Genomic DNA, 16,679 nt, shown 5'->3' with positions numbered 1-16,679 from the left:
CGCGCCGTGCCCGCCTCCGCGCACCGCCTGACGCGGCGGGGCCTGCTGGCCGCTGCCGCGTGCTGCGCCGTGCTGGAGCCCCGCCCGTCGCGAGCGGCCGGCGTGCCGGCCCGGATCGTTTCGCTGGATTACGGTCTCGCCGAAACCCTGCTGGCGCTGGACGTGACGCCGGTCGCCATCGCCGAGGCGGAGGCCTGGGCGACGTGGGTGGTCGAGCCGGCGATGCCGCCCGGCGTGATCAATCTCGGCGCCGCGCTGGAGGCCAATATCGAGCTTCTCCACGCGCTGCGGCCGGACCTGATCCTCACCACCCCCTATCTCGCGCGCCTCCGGCCGATGCTGGAGCGCATCGCCCGCACCGAGAGCTTCGCGATCAACACGCCCGAGCCCGGCACGCCCTATGCGCGCAGCCTGACGGCGACGCGCCGGCTCGGCGACATGATCGGGCGGGAGAGCCAGGCTCAGGCGCTGCTCGACGCGAGCGCCGCCGTGATGGCTGCGACCCGCGCGGCGCTGGCCCGCCATGTCGGCACCCCGGTTTTCCTCGTCAGCTTCATGGACACCCGCCATGTCAGGGTCTATGGCGCGAAAAGCCTGTTCGACGACGTGATGACGCTGTGCGGCCTCGCCAATGCCTGGCAGGGCGAGGTCAATTACTGGGGCTTCGCCACCGTCGGCATCGAGCAGCTGGCCCGGGCGCCGGAGGCGCGGCTGATCTATGTCGAGCCGATTGCTGCCGATGTGCGGGCGGCGCTCGACCGGTCGCCGCTGTGGAACAGTCTCGGTTTCGTGCGCGCGGGGCGGGTGCATTCCATGCCGCCGGCGTTGATGTTCGGCATGCTGCCTTCCGCCATGCGCTTTGCCCGGCTGCTGGGGCAGACACTTGCCGGGACGCCCGCGCATGGGTGAGCGCCTGCGGCTCGGTCCCGCTGCCCTTGTCGGCGTGCTGGCGCTTGCCGCGATCGGCATGACCGTGGCGACGCTGGCGCTGCGGCTGCCGCCCGGCCTGTGGACCGACGCGCTGGTCGGCCCCGATGCCTCCGATGTGCGCCAGATGCTGGTGCGCTACAGCTTTGCCCCCCGCCTTGCCGTCAGCCTGCTGTGCGGCGGCGCGCTCGGCCTCGCCGGCGCTCTGCTGCAAATGGCGCTGCGCAATCCGCTGGCCTCGCCCACCACGCTCGGCGTTTCCGCCGGCGCCAATCTCGCCCTCGCCCTCGCCATGCTCTGGGCGCCGGGGCTGCTGGCGATCGGGCGCGAATGGACCGCTATGGCCGGCGGGCTGGTGGCCGCGCTCCTCGTGCTCGGCCTGTCCTGGCGCCGGCGGCTGTCACCGCTCACCGTCGTGCTGGCCGGCATGGTGGTCAGCCTGTACTGCGGCGCTCTGGCGGCGATGCTGGCGCTGTTCAACAGCCATTACCTCGCCGGCCTGTTCATCTGGGGGGGCGGATCGCTGAGCCAGCAGGATTGGACGGCGGCGCATTTCCTCGCCCCCCGGCTGGCGCTCGCCCTGCTGGGTGCCGCCCTGCTAGTGCGCCCCCTCACCCTGCTGACGCTGGATGACGACCAGGCCAAGGGGCTCGGCCTCTCCGTGCCGCTGGTCCGCCTCTCGGCGCTGGCGCTCGCCGTCGCGCTGACCGGCCTCGTGGTCGGCACGGTGGGCGTCATCGGCTTCATCGGGCTGGCGGCACCGGCGCTGGTGAGCGTCGCCGGCGCCCGCCGCGTCGCCGCACGCCTGGTCTGGTCGACCCTGCTCGGCGCCGTGCTGCTGTGGCTGACCGATCAGAGCGTGCAGCGCCTGGCCGGCGATCTCGGCGAGATGCTGCCGACGGGCGCGATCACCGCCCTGTTCGGCTCGCCGCTGCTGCTGTGGCTGATCCCGCGCCTGCGGCTGACCCTGCAGCCGCCCACGGGGCTGGGCGAGGCGGCCGGCCGCGCCCGCCGGCCGCTGTTGATCCTCAGCGCGCTCGGGTTGCTGCTGCTGGCGATGGTCGTCCTGTCGCTCGGCGTCGGCTACGGGCTGGAAGGCTGGAGCGTCAGTGGCGACCTGCTGGAATGGCGCTGGCCGCGTGCGCTGGTCGCGTTGGCGGCCGGCGTCATGCTGGCCTGCGCCGGCGGCATGCTGCAGCGCCTGACCGGCAACCCGATGGCGAGCCCGGAAGTGCTGGGGGTGAGCGCCGGCGCCGCCTTCGGGCTGATCGTCGCGATGTTCACGCTCAACGAGATCGGCCGCGCCGCGCAGCTCGGCGCCGCCACGCTGGGCGCGCTGCTGGCGCTGCTGGCGATCCTCGCACTGGGGCGTGGCCGGGCGGCGGCGCCGGAGCGGGTGCTGCTGGCCGGCGTCGCGCTGGGGGCGATGTTCGATGCGCTGGTCACCGCGCTGATGGCGGGGGGCGACCCGCGCGCCCTGCTGCTGCTCAACTGGATGACCGGCTCCACCTATGCGGCGACCGCGACCGATGCCGGGGTGGCGCTCCTTGCGGCGCTCGCCAGCCTGGCCGCCCTGCCACTGCTGGCGCGCTGGCTCGACATTGTCCCGCTCGGCGGGGCGACCTCCGCCGCGCTCGGCCTGCACCCGCGTCGCAGCCATTGTGTGCTGCTGGTCGCCACGGCGGCGATGACGGCGGTGGCGACGCTGGTGATCGGCCCGCTGACCTTTGTCGGGTTGATGGCACCGCATCTGGCGCGGTTCCTCGGCCTGCAGCGCGCGCTGCCCCAGCTCATCGCGGCGGCGCTGCTCGGCGGCATCATCATGGTGGCGGCGGACTGGTTCGGCCGCACCATGGCCTTCCCCTGGCAGATTCCGGCGGGACTGACCGCCACCTTCATCGGCTGCCCCGCCCTCATGTGGCTGCTGGCACGGAGACAACGCGCATGATGACTGAGACCGAGCCTGAGACCCCGACTAAGACCGCGACGCCCGCCCTCATTCCCGGCACGGTGCAGTTCGACCTGGCCTCGCGCGAAGGCGGCGAGCCCCACCGCATCTATCTCTACACCCCGCCGGGCGAGGCGCCGGCCGGCGGCTGGCCGGTGCTGTATCTGCTCGACGGCAATGCGGTCATCGCCACGGCGGTGGAAGCGGTGCGGGCGCAGGCTCCCTATACGCTCGGCACCGGCATCACCTTCGGCGTGATCGTCGCGATCGGCTATCCCACCGAGGAGGCCTATGACAGCCTGCGCCGTTCCTGGGACCTCGGCCCGCCGCCCGGCCAGACCTACCCACCCTTTTTCGAGGGTGGCCCGCCGGTGCGCACCGGCGGCGCGGACGGGTTCCTCGCCTTCATCGAGGACGAGGTGAAGCCCGAAGTCGCCCGTCGCGTGCCGGTCAACGCCCGGCGGCAGGCGATCTTCGGCCATTCCTTTGGCGGGCTGTTCGTGCTGCACGCGCTGTTCCTGCGGCCCGACGCCTTCACCGGCTGGATTTCCGCCAGCCCGGCGATCTGGTGGGAAGGCGCGGGCATCGTCACGCGGGCGCAGGCCTTCGTCGCGGCGGGGCAGGAAGGGACGGGCCCTGAGGGGACAGGGCAGGGGGCCGGCCGGCTGCTGCTGCTGGTCGGCGAGTATGAGCAGCAGCTCGCCCCGTTCCAGATCGGCGCGGTGGATGCGGAAAAGCGCCGCGCCAGCTTCCTTGAGAGCCGGATCGTCGACCATACGCGGGAGATGGCGGAGCGGCTGGCGCCGGTGCCGGGGCTGGCGACAACCTACGAATTCCTGCCCGGCGAGACCCATATGTCGGTGCTGCCAGCCTCGATCAACCACGCCGTGCGCTTCGCCTTCGGGGCGGTTCATGCCGAGTGAAGCCCTGCCGAATGATGCCCCGCTGTTCGCGATCGAGCAGGCCCGCTTCACGGCGAATGGCCGCACGCTGCTCGGCCCGCTGAGCCTTGCCGTGCCCAGCGGCGCCTTTATCGGGCTGATCGGCCATAATGGTTCCGGCAAGTCGACGCTGCTGAAAATGCTGGCGCGCCAGCAGCCCGGCCAGGGGGTGATCCAGCTCCGGGGCCGCCCGCTGGCGCAGTGGGGCGAGCGCGAATTTGCCCGCGAGGTGGGCTATCTCCCGCAGGCCACGCCGACCGGCTCCGGCCTGCTGGTGAAGGAGCTGGTCGCGCTCGGCCGCTATCCCTGGCACGGCGCGCTGGGCCGCTTCAGTGCCGCCGATCGTGCCAAGGTGGAGCAGGCGCTCGCCCTGACCGGCCTCGATCCGCTCGCCGGGCGGGTCGTCGACACTCTGTCGGGCGGCGAGCGCCAGCGCGCCTGGATCGCCATGCTGGTGGCGCAGGACACGAAATGCCTGCTGCTGGACGAGCCGATCTCGGCGCTGGATATCGCCCACCAGATCGAGATCCTCGCCATGATCAAGGATCTGGCGCACCGGCGCGGCATCGGCGTCGTCGCGGTGCTGCACGACGTCAACATGGCGGCCCGCTTCTGCGACCACATCATCGCGCTGCAGGGCGGCAAGCTGATCGCGCAGGGCCCACCCGCCGAGATCATGCAGCCTGGCCCGCTGGAGGCGATCTACGGCATTGCGATGGGTGTCATCGCCGCCCCGGAGGCCGGCCTCTCCTTCTGCTACGCGCGCTGACGGCCGGACGGGAAGGCCGCGCCTTTTCCCGTGAAGTCCGTTCGAGGCAGCCCCCCGCCCGCGCCGAGCGAGCCATCCCCGCCAGACCGCGCGGCCCGCCCGGCCCGCCCGGCCCGCCCGGCCCCACCGGGCGCGGGGCGCGGGAGGCTTGGAGTCTGCGCGGCAAGGTGGGCGTGCTGAGGGCGCAACAGGGCTTGTCGCCGTAGTGGGCCAACCTCGCGCAAGCCACTCGGCTTCTACTGCCGGCTTACTTTATCCACGCGAGGCGTCGGACATGCGATTCTCCAACTGGCCCATACTGGGGAAGATCTCCCTGGTGGTCGTACTGCCCGGCCTGTGCTTGACCGGATGCACCCTGTTTGCCGGCCGAAGAATGGCAGAGATGCAGGACGACTATACGGCGCTGCTCGAAGGCGATGCCAAGGCGGCGGTCGCCCTGGCGCGGATGAACCGTCGGGTCGTGTGGTCGGAACGGTCGATCTTTCACGCGCTGGCCTCGACCAGTCCCGAGGAAAGCCGGGAGGCGCAGACAGAGCTGTCACATGGCTTGGACGAGCTGCACGACTATGCGGCTGAGGCCCAGAGAGCGCTGCCCGATCAGGCCGCTGCCATCCAGTCCCTCGTCAACCGCTTCGACGCGCAGGTCAAGAGCGCATGCGGGCCGACCATCATGATGGCGGTCAGTGCCACGACTGCCGAGGAGAAGCACAGCGCTGAAAAAATGATGATCGCGGACTGCGAGCCGGCGCTGGAGAAAGAGCGGGAAGAGTTGGTCAGCCTCGTCTCCGCGCTGCAGGTTGAAATGCACCAGCGCGAGGAAGAGCTGCATGCGCGCGCCGATGCCACTCAGCTTGAGCTCTATGTCGGCACGGGCATCGCGATCCTCGCCTGCCTCGCGCTGGCGTTCTTGATCGCCACACGGGGGATCGTGAGGCCGATCGGCCGTATTGTCGGCGTCATGGGCGCGCTCACCTCCGGGCGCTTCGAGACGGAGGTCGCGGAAACCGAACGCCGCGACGAGGTGGGCCAACTCGCTCGGGGCCTGGCGCGTTTCCGGCAGGAGCTGATTGCCAACGCTGATCTGCGCGAGCAGGCCGCGATCGAGGAGCAGCGGTCGGCCGAACGGCTGCGCGAGCAAAAGGAAGAGATTGCCGCAAGCTTCGAGAGCCGCATGGGCGCGCTTGCTGAATCCTTCTCGACCTCGTCCACCGAAGTCGCGCAGGCGGCCACCAGCCTGTCCGCTGCGGCGGAGCAGACCACCCGCCAAGCCCGCGCCGTGAGCGAGGCCGCGACTGAGGCGTCGGCCAGCGTGCAGACGGTCGCCGCGTCTACGGAGGAGATGTCTGCCTCGGTTCGCGAGATCGCGGAACAGGTTGTCCGCGCCGCCACCATCGCTGAAAGCGCGTCCAGCGATTCGACCCGCATCCAGAGCGAGATAGCCGAACTCACCCAGGCGGCGCGTCAGATCGGGGCGGTCATCGACCTCATCACCAGCATTGCCGGGCAAACCAATCTTCTGGCCCTCAACGCCACAATCGAGGCCGCCCGCGCCGGAGAGGCCGGCAGGGGCTTCGCCGTGGTGGCGCAGGAGGTGAAGCAACTCGCGAGCCAGACCGCGCAGGCGACCGAGGAGATATCCGCCAAGGTCACCGAGATCCAGAGCGCGACAGGCCGGTCGGTGGCGTCGATTGCGCGTATCGCGACCACCGTCAACGAGATCCGCACCGCTTCGGCGGCGATCTCCGCGGCTATCGAGAAGCAGGGCGCGGCGACGCGCGAAATCGCCCACAGCACCCAGCACGCCGCCGAGGGAGCCCGCATCGTCAATGGCAGCATCCACGGCGTGGGCGAGGCGGCGGAGACCACGGGCGCCGCCTCGGTCCAATTGAAGGGTCTTTCGCAGCAGCTCTCGGGTCAGGCGATTCAGCTCAGCAGCGAAGTGCGCAGTTTCGTGACGACGCTGCGCGCGGCATAAGCCACCGCGAGCCCTCTCGACGAGGCGAGCTCAGCGGCCTGCGCCACGAGGCCCGTCGCGTCACTTGGTGGATCGGCCATCGATAAAGCGCGCCACCCGGCCAACCCGGGTGGCCCTAGAGTTCCGGCGGCCTCTGCAGCACGCGCGGGCCCTCGGCCCGCTCTTCCAAGATGAAGCCGCCCGCCACGCCGCGCCGCCTGCGCCCCGCGATCCCGCGAGGTTGCCACCTCTGCAGCGGTGGTGGCCTCCCGGAAGGGAATCGAACCCCTGACCCCAGGTTTAGGAAACCTGTGCTCTATCCTGCTGAGCTACCGGGAGTGACCGCGCGTACATGAACCCAATTGGTGGCTCCGATCAAGAGGGCGGGGGGCGCGAGGAGATCGCGCAGTTCTGAGCGCCCGCGCCATCAAGCCCATCCGTTCAAGAAGGCGTGGGGTGGGAGCCTCGGGCGCCGCTCTGGGCGAAAGCGAGTGTGTGCGCTAGGCTGCGGCGAGGCGCCGGGGGATCCGTGCCGGCAAAGCCGGGGGCCGGAGCCCCGCCGGACAGGGCCGGCGGGTTCGCGGCGGAGAGGATCGGGAGTGTCATGCACAGGCGCCTGGCCGCACCGCCCCTGATTTCGCCCTGGCCCGCGTTTTCGCGGGGGCACCGGCGCGTCGGCTGGGGCTGGGCGGCCCGTGCGGGCGGGGTGGCACTCGGTCTGCTTCTGGCCTGCGCCGCATCGGCGCAAGTGTCCTCCACAGAGGTGTCCTCCACAGAGGTGTCCTCCACAGAGGTGTCCTCCACAGAGGTGTCCTCCACAGAGGTGTCCTCCACAGAGGTGTCCTCCACAGAGATGTCCTCCACAGAGGTGTCCTCCACAGAGGTGTCCTCCACACCAGGCTCCCCCGCAGACGTCACCTCCGCACAAATCGCCGGCACGCAAGCGGCATCGGCGCATGCCGCCGCACAAGCCGCCTTCGAGGCCTGCCCCGAGCTCTCCCCGGCTCGGGCCCGGGTGGCGAGCGTCAGCCCGGCGGGCGATCTCGTGCTGGCCGATGGCACGGTGCTGCGGCTGGCCGGGCTGGCGGGCGGCGGCGCCGGGGCTGAGGTTGGCTGGCGCCCGGAACTCGCGCGGCGTGTGGCCGGACGCGACATCGCCTTTGCCGCCGGCCCGGTGCGCGACCGTTATGGCCGTCGCGCCGCCCTGGCACGCGGCGAGGGGGAGGCCGGCACGCTGCAGCAGGCGCTGCTCGCCGAGGGGCTGGCGCTGGCACGGCCGGAACAGGCGTTCCTCGGCTGCCTGCCGGGTTGGTTGGAAGCGGAGGCCTCGGCCCGTCGCGAAAAGCGCGGAATCTGGCGCGCCCTGCCGCTCGACGCCCGCGACATCAAGGCCCTTCGGGCCCAGCAGGGCCGCTTCACAATCGTGGCAGGCCACATTCTTGACGTTGGAAAGACAAACCGCGTGGATTACCTCAATTTTGGCCGGGTTTGGCGTCAGGATATGACCGGTAGGGTTGAGACCGAGGGGCGATCGGCGCTTGAGGCGCGTGGCCTCGACGTGGCAAGGCTTGCCGGGCGATGGGTGCGGTTGCGCGGCACGGTGTTCGAGGCCGGCGGGCCGGCGATCACCCTGCGCCGGGCGGAACAGATCGATCTCGCAGTCGATCAGGCGAAGGATCCGCCCGACAGGACTCGAGCGGGGCATGGGGCAGCAGGCCGGAAACGGCCAACGGGGGACGAGTGAGGGCAGCGACGGGCAGGAGCAGGACGAAGCCGGCGGCGCCTTTCTGGCGCGCGCTTGTGCACGCCCCTGCGCGCGCGCTCTGGCGCGGCCTTCCCCGCGCCTTTGCCCGCGCGCTGCTGCTGGGCGGCGTGCTGGTTCTGGGGGCCTGTGCGGCGGCGGTGGACCGGCAGGCGGCCGCTCCGGCGGCGCTGCCCGGCATGGAGGAGGCGCTCCCCCCGGCGCAGCGCAAGGAGCATGACCGGCTGGTCGCCTCCTATGGCGGCGCCTATAAGGACCCGAAGCTGCAGAAGCAGATCGAGCTCGTGGTGGCGCGCCTCGTCGCCGCCTCCGAGCGGCCGGATCTGCATTACCGCGTCACCATTCTCAATTCGCCGGCGGTCAACGCCTTCGCCCTGCCGAACGGCTCGCTCTATGTGACGCGCGGCCTGCTCTCGCTCGCCTCCGACAATGCCGAGCTGGCCTCGGTGCTGGCGCATGAGATGGCGCATGTCATCGCCAACCATGCGGCGACGCGCGAGGACCAGATGAAGCAGGCGGTGCTGGTCAGCCGCGTCATCTCCGATGTGGTCAATGATTCCGATCTCGGCGCGCTGGCGCTCGCCCGCAGCCGCGTCTCGCTCGCCAGCTTCTCGCGCGGGCAGGAGCTGGAGGCGGACGCGATCGGGGTCGGCATCAGCGCCCGTGCCGGCTTCGATCCCTATGGCGCCGAGCGCTTCCTCACCACCATGGGCCGGCAGGCCGGCATGCGCTCCACCTCGATGAACCAGAGCGCCGGCGCCGATTCGCCCGATTTCCTGTCGAGCCATCCCGCCACGCCCGAGCGCATCTCCATCGTCATGGCCAATGCGCGCGAATATGCCTCGCCCGACAAGCCGGGCGAGCGCGACCGCAAGCAATATCTGACCGCGATCGACGGGCTGGTCTATGGCGACGACCCGAAGGAAGGCTTCGTGCGCGGCAGCCGCTTCTTCCATCCCAAGCTCGGCTTCACCTTCACCGCGCCGGCCGGCTTCACGCTGGAAAACACCTCGCAGGCGGTGCTCGGCGCCAGCACGTCCGGCCGCGAGGCGCTGCGGCTCGACGCGGTGCGCGTCGCCGGCGACCAGAGCCTGTCGCAATATCTGTCGTCGGGCTGGATCGAAGGGGTGGAAATCTCCACCGTGGAAACCCTGGTGCTCAACGGATTCCCCGCCGCCACCGCCGTGGCGCGCGGCGACCAGTGGTCGTTCCGCATGTTCGCCATCCGCTTCGGCAGCGATGTTTACCGGCTGATCTTCGCCGCCCGCGACCTCACGCCGGAGCTCGATCGCGCCTTCCGCGACGCGGCGGAAACCTTCCGCCGGGTGTCGATCGAGGAGGCGGAGAACGTCAAGCCGCTGCGCCTGCGCATCGTCACCGCCGGCCTCACCGACACGCCCGAGCGCCTGGCCGCGAAGATGGACGTGCAGGACAAGGCGCTGGAGCGCTTCCTCATCCTCAACGGGCTTAATCGCGGCGACAAGCTCGGCTATGGCGAGCCCTACAAGATCATCGCGGAATAGCGGCGGGGCGGCACCGTGCGGTGTTCCGACGTTGACCCGTCCCGGCCGGGCCAGAGGTGGGCGGGGCCCGGGGTAGGCTGAATGCCCCCTCGCAACCTCCCTTATCCCCGGGCTTGACCCGGGGACTCAGCTCCCTCATCCCCGGGCTTGACCCGGGGACTCAGTCCGCTCCAGCGCCCCCGGCCGGGAGGCCACTCTTCCGCGACCACTCTTCCGCGACCACTCTTCCGCGGGCGCTTACGCCGTGAACGCGCCGCGTGGCACGTCGGGGCCGTTGGTGAGGGCGAAGCGCAGCTTCTCGATGGCCCGGCTCTCGATCTGCCGCACCCGCTCCTTGGAGATGCCGAGCCGGGCGCCCAGCACTTCCAGTGTCTCGCTCTCATCCGTCAGCCGGCGCGCCTTGATGATGCGGAACTCGCGCTCGTTCAGCCCGCGCAGCGCGCCGATCAGCCAGCGCCGGCGGCGCTCGCCGTCGATTTCGCGGCTGGCTTCCTCATCGGGCAGCGGGTCCGACGCCACCAGCTGGTCCATCCGCTCCGCCCCGTCCTCCTCGCCGGCGGCGACGGGGGCGTTGAGGGAGAGGTCAGGAATGTTCAGCCGCGCATCCATGCGCGCCACTTCCTTGGTGCTGACGCCGAGCTTGGCGGCGATGGAGCGGTGCAGTTCCTCGCGGGTCGGGGCCAGGGCGCTGCCATTGGCCAGCTCCAGCCGCGCCCGCACCCGCCGCAAATTGAAGAACAGCGCCTTCTGGCCGGATGAGGTTCCGCCGCGCACGATCGACCAGTTGCGCAGCACATAGTCCTGGATGGCGGCGCGGATCCACCAGGTGGCATAGGTGGAGAAGCGCACCTCGCGGGTGGTTTCGAAGCGGGCGGCGGCTTCCATCAGGCCGATATGGCCTTCCTGCACCAGATCCGACATCGCCAGCCCGTAATTGCGGAAGCGGCGGGCGATGGAAAGCGCCAGGCGCATATGGGCATGGATGAGGGCGTGCAGCGCCTTCTCGTCGCGCTCCTCGCTCCAGCGGCGGGCGAGCTCATATTCATCGTCGCGCTCCAGCAGCGGCGTCGCCATTGCTTTGCGCGCCATCTGGCTGCTGCGGCCGGCTTCCTCGCTCATGCGCGTCTCCCCGAACCTACCGGGCCGGCGAAGCGATGGCCCGACACCACCGCGCTGGCGGCCGCAGGGCGCGCCATGCCCGAACGGGGCGACAACGCGAGAGGGGGCGGAAAGTTCCCCGCGGCGCTCTGCGGGAGGCGCCAATGAAAAAGGCCCGGCGCGAGCCGGGCCTTGAACGTCGCATCGTCAGCGCCGCACGGCGCCGGCACGCCTCAGGCGGCGGCTTCTTCCGGATCGGCCTCGGTATCGGCCTCGTCCTCGGCTTCCACCGCGTCGGCTTCCACCTCGCCCTTGCCAAGGCGGCGCGGGCCCTTGAGCAGATTCTGCTCGATGAGCTTGATCGCCTCGGTCTCGGTCAGATTGTCGACAGCGGCGAGTTCGCGGGCCATGCGGTCGAGGGCGGCCTCGTAGAGCTGGCGCTCGGAATAGGACTGCTCGGGCTGGGCGTCGGAACGGTAGAGGTCGCGCACCACTTCGGAAATGGCGACGAGATCGCCGGAATTGATCTTGGCCTCATATTCCTGGGCGCGGCGGCTCCACATGGTGCGCTTCACCCGGGCGCGGCCCTTGAGGGTTTCCAGCGCCTTCTTCATCACCGCCGGTTCGGAGAGCTTGCGCATGCCGACCGAGACGATCTTCGGGACCGGGACGCGCAGCGTCATCTTGTCCTTCTCGAAGTGGATGACGAACAGTTCGAGCTTGAAGCCCGCGACTTCCTGATCCTCGATCGCCACAATGCGCCCGACGCCATGGGAGGGATAGACGATGTGCTCGCCCGTCTTGAAACCCTGGCGGATATTGCTGCTGGGCGGCTTCTTGGTCGACGTCATTCTGTGCCTGCTCCTGGGTCTCGGTTCATCCGGCGCCGCGTCGCCCTCGGCGCGCTGCCGCCTGCGGCCTGCCGCAGGGAAAAGAACACCCCGGCGCCCCGCGGATGCGGGAGCCGTACTTCAGCCGTCGACGGAAAACTCAGGGAAGCCCTTCCTGCGGCGGTGGCCGCACGAGGAGCGAAGGCCCGACATCAATTCCGGGAGGGGCGCTCCGGTACGGGAGCGTTGCGCCATGGCAAACCCAATCGACTGCACGAAGGGTCATATAGCACAAATCTGGGGAGAATCAAAATACTGCCGCAATGCAGCGCGCGCGCCCGCGCGGCCGCTGCAAAAGCGCGCGGCCGGGGCGGGCGAGGTTCAGGGCCTGCCGTTGGGGCCGCCCACTCAGTCCTGCTTACCCGGTTCGGGCGAGAGATACTGTAGCTTGTCGGGCACACCGTCCCATTCCTTCGCCTCGGGCAGCGGGTCCTTGCGGTCGGTGATGTTCGGCCAGACCTTGGCGTAGTCGGCGTTCAGCGTCAGCCATTTGTCGAGGCCCGGCTCGGTGTCCGGCTTGATCGCCTCGGCCGGGCATTCGGGCTCGCACACGCCGCAATCGATGCACTCGTCCGGGTGAATGACGAGGAAGTTCTCGCCCTCATAGAAACAGTCCACCGGGCACACGGAGACGCAGTCGGTGTATTTGCACTTGATGCAATTATCCGTGACTACGTAGGTCATTGATCCAGTCTCCGTGCGGGGCATGTGAATTAGGCGCGCAAGAAGGCCCCGCAACGGCTCCCCTAGCGCACCTCAGAAGGCGGCGCAACACACATCCCGGGTCTAGAATGCATGGCTGCCCGGCGCGGCGCCGGCCGTCGGCCCGGAACCTTCCTGCGGCGCCACCTCCACATAGGTGGTGAGCGCCGCCGGCGCATCCCCCCGTCGGGCGATGAATCCGATCACCCGCCACAGCCGCACCCGGGAATCCAGCGAGAGGGTGAGCACGTCGCCGCGGCGGACGGGCTGGCTGGGGGCGGTGATGCGCGCGCCGTTCAGCCGCACCCGCCCGGCCTTCACCAACTGGGCGGCGGCGCTGCGGGTCCGCACGCAACGGGCGTGGAACAGCCAGATATCGAGCCGCTGGCGTTCCGGGCCAGCCTCCGCTTCGCAAACCTCCGGAGCGGAAATCTGCGGCGCGGAAACCCGCGCGCCGGAACCGTCGCCGGCGCCGCGCACGCCTACTTGCCCTTCTTCTCCGCCTCCATGCGCGCCTTCAGGGCGAGCAGGGCGGCAAAGGGCGAATCCGGGTCGACCGGCTTGTCGCGACGCGGCTCGTTGCGCGATTCATGACGCGCCTCGTGCCGCGAATCCGGCCGGGAATGGCCGGCGCCACGGTCCGGCCGGTCGCCCCGCTCGGGACGCGGCGGACGCGGGCCCGAAGACCCGCGATTATCGTCGCGGCGCGGCTCGCGCTCGCCTTCCGCGCGGGCGGGACGGGGCTCGCGCCGGTCCTCGCGGGGCGGACGACGGCCACGCTCGCCTTCGGGGCGATCACCCTGGGGCCGCTCGCGGCGGGCGTCTGGTGCGGCGCCTTCCGCCGGCGCAACTGCGCCCGCGCGGGAAGACGCATCACGAGACGACGCATCGCGATGTCCGGGCTCGCGCGCGCCCTGGCCACCCCGGCGCGGCTGGTGCGCCGGGCGGTTCTGCCCCGGCGGCCGGCCGGGACGCCAGATTTCGATCATCGCCGGCTCGGCGGGCGCCTCGGCGGCGGCGGCCTCGGTCGTCGCGTCGGCAGCGGGCGCGGCTTCGGTCGCTTCCTCGAGCGCCGGCTCCACGGTCTGGTCGAACACCGGGTCGGTAAACACCTCGCCGCTGACGGCGGCGTCCACCGGCAGGGCCTCGCGCGGGGCCTCCACCTCGGCGGACGCTTCCTCCAGCGCCGGCTCGACCGTCTGGTCGAAGGCGACATCGGCGGCTTCCGGCAGCGCGGCAACGGCGCCTGGCGCGGCGGCGGACGCGGCCTCGCCGTCGAGCGCGGGCTCCACGGTCTGGTCGAACACCGGGTCGGTGAACACTTCGCCGCTGAGGGCGGCGTCCACCGGCAGGGCCTCGCGCGGGGCGTCGATGTCGGCGGGGGCCTCTTCCAGCGCCGGCTCCACCGTCTGGTCGAAAGCGATATCGGTGCCGATGGGCAGCTCCGGGGCGGCCGGTTCAGCGGCGGCCGCCGCTTCCGGCACCGCCGCCTCGGCGGCAACAACCGGCGCGGCCGGGGCTTCCACCGGCGCCGGGCGGCGCTCCATGCGGTAGCCGAGCGAGCGCAGGATCGAGGCGAAATCCTCGCCGGCGCAGCCGGCCAGCGAGGTCATGGCGACGGTGGCGATGAAGCCATTGCCGTCGAACGCCCCCGCCGGCTTTTCGCCGGGCGAATTGGGCCGCCAGGCCAGGGCCGGGCGGATGAGGTCGGCGAGGCGCTCCAGAATGTCGACCCGCACCGCGCGCTCGCCCGCCACGCGGAAGCCGACGGCGCGGTAGAGCCCCTTCTGGATTTCCGGGTCGACCGGGATAGAGGTGCGGCCGGAGGCGGCCAGATGCGGCAGCTCGTCCAGCCCCTTCTGCTGCAGCCCGCCATGCTTGAGCGCCCAGAGCTGGGCGGCGAGGGCGCGCGGCGCCGGCTTGAGCAGCGTGGGAATGTAGATGTGGTGGGCACCGAAGCGCACGCCATGGCCGCGCAGCACCGCGCGGGCCTCCTGCGGCAGCGCCTTCATTTCCTCGGCCACGCGGTGGCGTTCCAGCACGCCGAGCGATTCGACCAGCTGGAAGGCGATGCCACGGCCGATGCCGGCCACGTCCTCGGCCTTGCCCAGCGCGATCAGCGCGCCGAGCAGCTTCTCGATATGGGCCTTCAGCCACAGTTCCATGCGGGCCTGCACCGCGTCGCGCGCGGGGCCGGTCAGGTGCTCGTCGGAGATCACCTTGAGGCGGGGGGTGAGCACCTCCTCGCCGGGAATGAGCTTGGCCACGGGATCGCCGATCCAGCGCAGCGTGCCGTCGGTGGAGAGCACGAAGGCATCGTCGGCGGCTTCCGAGAGGCGGTTGGCCCGCGTCTCGATCTCGCCGGCCAGCGCCTTCTGCGCGGCGGCGCGCAACGCCTTGGCCTCCGGCCCGCCGGCGGATGCGTCCGCCGCGAACTGGAAACCGAGCAGATGCCCGATGACGTGGCCTTCAACGACGACGTCGCCGGTCTTGGTGATTTCTGTTTCGAGCATCGCGTTCTCTCGCAGGCGTCTCATCAGCACGCTGGTCCGGCGATCAACGAAGCGGTGGGCGAGCCGCTCGTGAAGCGCATCGGAAAGCCGGTCCTCCACACGCCGCGTGACACCCTGCCAGTGTTCCGGGTCGTCGAGCCAATCCGGCCGGTTCGCTGCGAAGGTCAAGGTGCGGACCTGCGCTATACGTCCCGACAGGGTGTCTATGTCACCTTCCGCTCGGTCCGCCAAGGCCACTTGTTTGCTAAACCAGTCGGCGGAGAGCCGGCCGCGCCGCATCAGGTCGTCATAGACCGTCGCGACAAGGTCGGAATGCGAGGCCGGAGAGACCTTGCGGTAGTCCGGCAGCTGGCAGGCTTCCCACAGGCGCTCGATGGCCTGGGCGCTGGTGGCGAGGCGCCTGATCGCCGGGTCGCCGGCCAGCCGCTCCAGCACCAGCACGTCGTCGGCGGTCGGCGCGCGGGTCAGGCCCTCCTCGCGGGGAGGAATGGAGAGCGAGCGGTTGAGCGCCTCGATGCTGGAAAAATCCAGCACGCTGTTGCGCCATTGCGCCATGCGGTGCGGCTCGAAGGCGTGCGCTTCCAGCCGCTCCACCATCTCGGCGTCGAAGGGCGTGCAGCGCCCCGTCGTGCCGAAGGTGCCGTCGCGCTGGGCGCGGCCGGCGCGGCCGGCGATCTGCGCCATCTCGCCCGGGTTGAGCCGGCGGAACTGCCAGCCGTCGAATTTGGTGTCGCCGGCGAAAGCGACATGGTCGACATCGAGATTGAGCCCCATGCCGATGGCGTCGGTGGCGACGAGATAATCCACGTCGCCATTCTGGTACATGGCGACTTGCGCGTTGCGGGTGCGGGGCGAGAGCGCGCCCAGCACCACCGCCGCCCCGCCCTGCTGGCGGCGGATCAGCTCGGCGATCGCGTAGACCTCGTCGGCCGAGAAGGCGACGATGGCCGAGCGGCGCGGCAGCCGGGTGATCTTCTTCTCGCCGGCGAAGGTGAGGTTGGACAGGCGCGGGCGCACCAGAATGTTCACGCCCGGCAGCAGCTTCTCCACCAGCGGGCGCATGGTGGCGGCGCCGAGCAGCAGCGTCTCCTCCCGCCCTCGCCGGTTCAGCAACCGCTCGGTGAACACATGGCCCCGGTCGAGATCGGCGGAGATCTGGATCTCGTCCAGCGCCACGAAGGCAACGTCGAGATCCCGGGGCATCGCCTCCACCGTGGCGACCCAAAAGCGCGGATTGTCCGGCTTGATCCGCTCCTCGCCGGTGATCAGCGCCACATTGTGCTCGCCGGCCCGTTCCACCAGCTTGCCATAGACCTCGCGGGCGAGCAGGCGCAGCGGCAGGCCGATCAGCCCCGAGGAATGGCCGAGCATGCGATCGATCGCCAGGCTCGTCTTGCCGGTATTGGTCGGGCCGAGCACGGCGGTAACGCCGCGCGCGCGCTGGCCGGGCGGCAGCGGCGTGGTGGCGGGGCGCAGAAGGGCCGGCGGGGCGGCGATGTTCATGGAGGCGTTCAGCTGGAACCGTTCGTGTGGGCGGGCCGGCGGGCGCTTGGTGCAGAGCGCGACCCGCTCCGATTGCAGCAATCGGAGCGGGTGATGCGTTCTCTAGCACGCCGGGCCCGCAAGGGGGACGCTCGATATGGGGTGCCGCG

General features: G+C 70.6%; 12 protein-coding genes and 1 tRNA gene. 7 read left to right on the top strand and 6 right to left on the bottom strand.

The features are described from left to right. The first annotated feature begins 6 nt into the window (after nt 1–6). The 5 genes from A3M1_RS0107920 to A3M1_RS0107900 all read left to right on the top strand — a co-directional run bounded on the left by A3M1_RS0107920 (nt 7) and on the right by A3M1_RS0107900 (nt 6,560). The gene (locus tag A3M1_RS0107920) at nt 7–909 is read left to right on the top strand and encodes an ABC transporter substrate-binding protein (protein ID WP_018388423.1); all 903 of its coding nucleotides are present in this window, start codon (nt 7–9) and stop codon (nt 907–909) included. Beyond that, a complete protein-coding gene (fhuB, locus tag A3M1_RS0107915; protein ID WP_018388422.1) occupies nt 902–2,875 on the top strand; it encodes a Fe(3+)-hydroxamate ABC transporter permease FhuB in 1,974 nt (657 codons plus the stop codon). The genes A3M1_RS0107920 and fhuB overlap by 8 nt, the downstream gene beginning before the upstream one ends. After that, nucleotides 2,872–3,798: an alpha/beta hydrolase gene (locus A3M1_RS0107910; RefSeq protein WP_018388421.1), complete on the top strand. Its 927-nt coding sequence runs from the start codon at nt 2,872–2,874 to the stop codon at nt 3,796–3,798. Before fhuB ends, A3M1_RS0107910 begins: the two co-directional genes overlap by 4 nt. Next, complete coding sequence (locus A3M1_RS0107905) at nt 3,788–4,585, top strand: ATP-binding cassette domain-containing protein (protein WP_018388420.1); 798 nt, start codon at nt 3,788–3,790, stop codon at nt 4,583–4,585. Before A3M1_RS0107910 ends, A3M1_RS0107905 begins: the two co-directional genes overlap by 11 nt. A gap of 274 nt (nt 4,586–4,859) precedes the next feature. Continuing rightward, entirely contained in the window at nt 4,860–6,560 is a 1,701-nt protein-coding gene (locus A3M1_RS0107900; RefSeq protein WP_245261610.1) for a methyl-accepting chemotaxis protein, read from the top strand. Nucleotides 6,561–6,801: 241 nt separating this feature from the next. Here A3M1_RS0107900 and A3M1_RS0107895 read toward each other — a convergent pair. Beyond that, nucleotides 6,802–6,878 (bottom strand) — tRNA-Arg (locus tag A3M1_RS0107895). A gap of 706 nt (nt 6,879–7,584) precedes the next feature. Between A3M1_RS0107895 and A3M1_RS0107885 the strand changes: the two genes are divergently transcribed. Both A3M1_RS0107885 and A3M1_RS0107880 read left to right on the top strand, forming a co-directional pair. Continuing rightward, nucleotides 7,585–8,283 (top strand): nuclease, encoded by a 699-nt coding sequence (locus A3M1_RS0107885; protein ID WP_245261609.1) that lies wholly within the window; start codon nt 7,585–7,587, stop codon nt 8,281–8,283. Nucleotides 8,284–8,339: 56 nt separating this feature from the next. Continuing rightward, entirely contained in the window at nt 8,340–9,824 is a 1,485-nt protein-coding gene (locus A3M1_RS0107880) for a M48 family metalloprotease (RefSeq protein ID WP_018388416.1), read from the top strand. 237 nt (nt 9,825–10,061) lie between these two features. Here the strand turns inward: A3M1_RS0107880 and A3M1_RS0107875 are convergent, their stop codons facing one another. The 5 genes from A3M1_RS0107875 to A3M1_RS0107855 form a co-directional block, all read right to left on the bottom strand. After that, entirely contained in the window at nt 10,062–10,943 is an 882-nt protein-coding gene (locus A3M1_RS0107875; protein ID WP_018388415.1) for an RNA polymerase factor sigma-32, read from the bottom strand. A gap of 212 nt (nt 10,944–11,155) precedes the next feature. Further along, nucleotides 11,156–11,773, bottom strand: coding sequence for a CarD family transcriptional regulator (locus A3M1_RS0107870; RefSeq protein ID WP_018388414.1), 618 nt, complete (start codon nt 11,771–11,773; stop codon nt 11,156–11,158). A 387-nt stretch (nt 11,774–12,160) separates the two neighbouring features. Then, nucleotides 12,161–12,496 carry a ferredoxin FdxA gene (gene fdxA, locus A3M1_RS0107865; protein ID WP_018388413.1) on the bottom strand — a complete coding sequence of 112 codons (336 nt, stop codon included), beginning with the start codon at nt 12,494–12,496 and terminating at the stop codon, nt 12,161–12,163. 102 nt (nt 12,497–12,598) lie between these two features. Then, nucleotides 12,599–12,994 carry a S4 domain-containing protein gene (locus A3M1_RS0107860; RefSeq protein WP_018388412.1) on the bottom strand — a complete coding sequence of 132 codons (396 nt, stop codon included), beginning with the start codon at nt 12,992–12,994 and terminating at the stop codon, nt 12,599–12,601. Between the two features lie 2 nt (nt 12,995–12,996). Then, nucleotides 12,997–16,530: a helicase-related protein gene (locus A3M1_RS0107855; RefSeq protein WP_245261608.1), complete on the bottom strand. Its 3,534-nt coding sequence runs from the start codon at nt 16,528–16,530 to the stop codon at nt 12,997–12,999. Nucleotides 16,531–16,679: the final 149 nt, after the last annotated feature.

Source organism: Ancylobacter sp. FA202, assembly GCF_000380205.1.
Taxonomy (GTDB): Bacteria; Pseudomonadota; Alphaproteobacteria; order Rhizobiales; family Xanthobacteraceae; genus Ancylobacter.
The sequence above is the reverse complement of the archived record's forward strand: the minus strand, read 5'-3'. Positions and strand labels throughout refer to the sequence as shown.